General features: G+C 50.9%; 1 protein-coding gene. It reads left to right on the top strand.

The features are described from left to right. A partial coding sequence (locus tag ACTQ33_RS17210; RefSeq protein WP_441465701.1) for a transposase occupies window positions 1-377 on the top strand: 377 nt, incomplete at both ends.

The raw sequence follows: 377 nt of genomic DNA, 5'->3' as shown, positions 1-377 counted from the left end.
TAAATATGGCCTACCGCTGGTTTTTGGGGTACACCTTGCAGGAGGAAACTCCCCACTTTTCCACGGTGAGCTATAATTTCCGGCACCGCTTTACCGAGGAGACAGTAGACCGGGTATTCCATTGGATTTTGGAAGAGGTAGCGGAGGCAGGTTATCTTTCCCCCAAGGCGGTATTTATAGACGGAACACACATCAAAGCAAATGCCAATACCAAAAAGCAGGTGAAGGTGCAGATTCCGGCAGCATCCAGGCACTATGCCAAGGAACTGATGGAAGAGGTAAACGCAGACCGAGAGGCCCATGGAAAGCAACCCTTTGACGATGATGACGAGCCACCGACCCCGACGAAGAAGCATAGAGACAACACCTCGAAGAAG

Origin of the sequence: Candidatus Avoscillospira sp. LCP25S3_F1, from assembly GCF_052117125.1 — a bacterium.
GTDB lineage: Bacteria > Bacillota > Clostridia > Oscillospirales > Oscillospiraceae > Avoscillospira_A.
This window is presented reverse-complemented; position numbering and strand designations above follow the sequence as displayed.